The 4,946-nt window shown below is 44.5% G+C and carries 1 protein-coding gene; it reads right to left on the reverse strand.

Annotated features, from left to right (window positions below; genetic code table 11):
• Positions 1-137 precede the first annotated feature (137 nt).
• Complete coding sequence (locus AC3A8L_RS19795) at positions 138-4,745, reverse strand: FG-GAP-like repeat-containing protein (protein WP_487963997.1); 4,608 nt, start codon at positions 4,743-4,745, stop codon at positions 138-140.
• Between the last annotated feature and the right edge of the window lie 201 nt (positions 4,746-4,946).

Consider the following 4,946-nt stretch of genomic DNA (forward strand, 5'->3'; position numbering starts at 1 on the left):
CCCAGGAATTCAAAAACGGGAAGTTATTTCATGCGCGCCCCTTAGGGGGGGGAGGTGTAATCGTTTATCCAATTTGGCGCAAGGGATATGCAGGCCCCTGTGCCAAATTGAACTATCTATTATAAGTTACTGCTTATTTATGGTGACGACACCGTGACTTGTATGCGGCGGTGCAGCGTTGCAATGCCATTACTGGCGGTTAACCAGAAATCATAGATGTTGTCGTGGTTTTGATCGCCGGGTTTATCGTTATCGGGTGTTGTCGTAAAGGTGATATCACCTTGTGGATTAACCTCAAATAAACTGGCATCCGGCCCCATGGTAATGCTGTACAAAATAGGCACGCCGTCACCACTTATGGCTAGCTCAGAAACGATAACGGTATGGTTATTTATACCCTCTACAACTGTTACGCTGCGCGATACAGTTGTATACCAATTTACGTGAGGTCCACTGTCTGAGATAACGCCTACAAACTCTAGTTCACCATCATTATTTAAATCAGCGACTGTCACATACCTGCTGGAGTAAAACGATTTACCTACGCTATGTTTGGTAAAATTCGGCTGCGCGCTACCATCATTTTCAAACCACTTATTGGGGGCGTGAACAATATCGAGATCCCCATCACCGTCAACATCAGCAATGGCAGCATAGTCAGATCCCGAGTACTCAAGCTCTATATCATGGCGGGTAAAAATAGGCACTGCTCCTCCCTCATTTTTAAACCAGGCGACATCGCCAACCGCATTGGCGACCACAATATCTTCATTACCATCAGCATCAATATCGGCTGCTTGAACGGTTGTCACATCATTGTAGGAGAAGTAATTCGTAATCTCATGCCATAACTTATTGTTGCCCTGGCTTAATTCGACTTGTACTTTGCGACCCGAAAAATACAGGCCATCAGCAATACCGTCATTATTGAAATCGTGTATTGGCCCTTCTGGTGGATGAGATGCTAGATAATCGATGTACTGACGCAGAGAACCGAAGCCCATAGGTAAGTCGGTAGGAGCCTGTTGAGCTGAAAATGCAATGTGCGACTGATTTTTATTTTCAAAATACAGAAGCTCTCCGTTGTACTCTTCGGCAATCACATCCACCGCGCCATCGGCATTAAAATCCACCAGCCATAAATTGTCTTGTAAGCGTCTAGCGTCATTGCTATAAATACTATTATCAGTTGTGGCAATTTCATCAGGGGCTAGCCACTGAAGTGCTTCGCTCACGCTGGCATATAATGGCTGAGCATCGTCAACATCGGGTACTAAATCGCCATCATCATCGATATCCTGATGATTACCGATACCGTCGCCATCGGTATCCACAGTTTCACTGGGGTCAAAGGGTAGGGCATCATCGCTGTCTGGAATGCCATCGTTATCTGCATCACCATCATCGCGATAAACTACGATATTAAAATAGCGACGTAACTGCGAAAAACCATCATCTACGGTGAGCCAAAAATAGAGCGATTGATCACCATTATTCGGCGCTTGTAGTGTAATAACACCTGTCTCTTTATCAATTGATACGGCATTGATAAGGTCTTGCGAAATACCGCCTAATTGATAATTCAACGCGTTGTTATCGCCATCAATGGCTAGGCTATTAATCATTAGCTGATCACCTTCGGCAACCGTATGGCGTTGAGTATTTAGCGTTTTCCAAACAGGCAAGCCTGATGGCTGAGCATTAAAGAGAAAGCTTTTCATCCCGTAGCCTAAAATATCGACAAAGATACCGCTTCCGGCATCAGCGGGGGAGGCGTGCACTGAATGATACTTAAAGCTCACCGCGGATAAAGTCGTATTTTCGAACCAATGGGTCACAATTGGGGCATCGCGGTCCACTTTTGATTCTATAATAATGTCTGCATCACCATCGCCATCGATGTCGTCAGCCGTTAAGGTCGTGACACCACCAATTCCGGTAAACCATTCCTGCTTACGATAACTATTCTGTGGGCCTCCATCACTCAACAATAAAGTAAATGCTTGCCCTGCGCCAATCACTATATCAAGCACGCCGTCATTGTTTATATCTGCAGCGGCTACTTTACCTTTAGGAAAGCGTCCAAGAATTTGTGCTCGATACTCTAAAGGTTCTACCGCAGTGTTAGTCTCTGCGGCTTCACCTAACAATAAGCGGTACTGCGCGCCCTCAGGAGAATACGAAGGGGTTTCAACCGCTAATAAATCTGTAATAGTATCTTGATTAAAATGCCCAGCGGCAACAACCCTATATTGTTGGTAAGCGGAGGCTAAATACTGCTCATCATTTACGGTGCTCGGTCTCGGTGTAAAGTCAATGCGGTCGTCGCTGACGACTCCTTGTAACCACTGGAAATTTTGATTTTTAATTCCATTACCTAATACAGAGTCTAGAGTGCCGTTTCCATCGATATCCTGCTTTGGTTGGCTAGGACTAGGGGAGTTTAAATTACTTTTTCGTTGGACAAAGCCTAGCCCTTGATTTAATTTATTTAAATAAATATAAACCTGGGATGAACTGCTGTAATCATCTGAAAAGTACTCTCCTAAAATAATATCAATTGCGCCATCGCCGTCAACGTCAGCCACTGCTGCTTCTAAGCGCCCAGAAAAATTACCAAAACCATGTTGAGTAAATTCACCGTCGCCAGCATTTATAAATACCGCCGCTGTACCATCTGCGCGGGTAGCGAATAGATCGATTAAACCATCATTATTAAAATCAGCCGGGTGGTAATCAAAATTGTAAATGGCTGTATCGGCATGCACCTCTATATTGCGGCCTAGATTGGAAAATAACGGGATCAAGCTCGTGTCATAATCCTTGCGAATACCAAATAGTGGAGTGGTAGAAAATGTGCGCTTTAATTGTTGCTGCGAGCCTAAGTCTAAAAGACTTTTCCATTCAGGCTGCAGATAATACAAACCATTGAAGGGCGCGTTATCTACGCTATCATCATGGCCGTCGTTATCATCGTCTGTATCATGGCTATCGCCAATACCGTCGCCATCATTATCAAAAATTATCTCAGGGTTGAAGGGCGCTTGATCTTGGATGTCAGCGACACCATCATCATCGATATCGCCGTCATCGGAATAGGCATTTATGCTTAATAATACGCTATGAGTTGCGCCGTCTTTTTGATATTGAATCCATAATTCATAGCGGCTATCGAGGTTAGCATCTTGCGCATTAATGGGCGTTGGTAGCGGCGCTATGATTAATTCTGTATTAGTGCCATTGAGGTGAAAATAGTTCAGTGTACTATCGAGCGTTGCGGACAAGGTAAACGCACTAGCATCTTGGGCGCCCATAATTAACGACAGGTCAAATGCGTATTTTTTATCGGCTTCAATGTAAAGTGTTTGCCGCGGTATTGGGAGCGGCATATAGTTTTGATAGTTTGATGTAATGATATCAATAATACCGTTGCCATTAAAATCTTGAAGGCCTAAAGGAGGGTTGAAGAAACTGCTGTTATCATGCTGAATAATCGTTCCGCGATCAAACAATGGTAGATCTGGGTGGGTATTTTCCAGCCAGTGGCTCACTTCACCAGCGGGACGCCAGTAGCTAAATATCACATCGGCATCGCCGTCGGCATCAATATCGCCAACGGCAAGCCCTGAAGTATAGCCATCAAACGGTAGTGCTATTTTTTCATGTGATTTAAGCTGTGAGTCAGTCGCTACATATTCGTAGCGCAATAACGTCATTGAATTACGACTATTGAGCGTGCTGGTATTTACGCTCCAGAGCTCGTCAAAACCGTCATTGTCGAAGTCTGCAATACCTATTTTGTAATCAACTTTTTCTAATAATTTTTCCGGGGTAGAAAATGTATTTCCGCCTTGGTTTTGTGCCCAAAAAACACCGTAGTCGTTATGGTAAACAATGTCATTCAGCCCATTATGTTCCAAATCGAGTAACCAAAAATCTTGAATGCCCTCTGCGATAACTAGTGCATCCTCTTGCAAGGTCCAATCATCGCTGATATGGGCCAGAGAAATACCGTTAGGCGTACTTACTAATAGTGCAGATTGTTGGTCGCTTATATCGCCCCGTAATATTTTTTGCCATCCCTGAGGGGTTGTTAAAGTATGGCTATTTTTCCAGCGCGAAGTTGTGCTTACTGGCTGCTGATTAAACACCTGTAGAATATTCCTCGAGTTTTTCCCCCAAACAATATCCTGAGTACCATCATTGTTAATGTCTGCGAGCTGCAAAATCCCCGGAAGTTTATGTTCGCTGCTTTCAAGTGTTGCGAGATCATGACGAGGTAAATCATCAAGCGACTGATAGCCTATTAAATTGGGCCGATTATTGTCATACCAAACAAGGCGACGAACTGTATCTGTTATTTCGTCGTGCAATATATCCAAATCGCCATCATCATCCATATCGATGAACTGCACAGCCAAAACCTTCAAACTGTCATCTCTCAGCCTTGAGGTGAAGGTCGTAACGCCATCACTCCTAGCCGGTATACTGGGCAGCAAGGCTGCATGTGGCAGGGTCACCGTAGCGGATGAGTTTGTGCCAGCCGAGGTTGGGGCATTCTGAGAGGACATTACAGATGACTGCGCTTGAGAGCTGTGTTGCTGAGGGGATTCGCTGCTGGATATATTACTGCTACTACTTAATGCCCCCCCATCGCAGCCAACCAATACCACTGCACTCGTTATTAACCCAAAAATCGAGCCGCGTGCGGCATGATAATGCCGACCTTTATCGCGTTTACACATAGATTATCTCCTCGTCCTTTATCCAATGTTGAATCGTACTTTCCGGTAAAACACTGCAGGTCGAACTCTCCTCATCAACTCAGTTCAATTAATGAAGTAGGTGTGACGGGCCTCACACTTTGTGTTTTCTGTCTGATGGTCTTTGAGTTAAGGGCCGAGGAAAAAATACTTTATCCAATAATACTTGCCTCCTACTTCCTC

The sequence above is a fragment of the Marinagarivorans sp. genome (assembly GCF_982758155.1).

Bases quoted from the DNA above. Each gene is read 5' to 3' on its own strand.
- AC3A8L_RS19795 (WP_487963997.1), bottom strand. From the start codon at position 4,745: ATGTGTAAACGCGATAAAGGTCGGCATTATCATGCCGCACGCGGCTCG.